Annotated in this window: 1 pseudogene; it reads right to left on the bottom strand. The window is 45.6% G+C overall.

The features are described 5' to 3' along the window. Positions 1-318, bottom strand: a pseudogene (locus tag FLQ44_RS21105) (IS4 family transposase); the annotation flags it as partial.

Here is a 318-nt window from a genome sequence, read left to right on the forward strand (position 1 = left end):
ACTTTAAAGCCAGCATCACTGACAATGAGCGGTGTGGTGTTACTCGGTAGAATGCTCGCAAGGTCGGCTAGAAATTGGTCATGAGCTTTCTTTGAACATTGCTCTGAAAGCGGGAACGCTTTCTCATAAAGAGTAACAGAACGACCGTGTAGTGCGACTGAAGCTCGCAATACCATAAGTCGTTTTTGCTCACGAATATCAGACCAGTCAACAAGTACAATGGGCATCGTATTGCCCGAACAGATAAAGCTAGCATGGCAACGGTATACAGCGAGTCGCTCTTTGTGGAGGTGATGATTACTTAACAATGGGTGGATT

The organism is Vogesella mureinivorans, assembly GCF_007644035.1.
Lineage (GTDB): Bacteria > Pseudomonadota > Gammaproteobacteria > Burkholderiales > Chromobacteriaceae > Vogesella > Vogesella mureinivorans.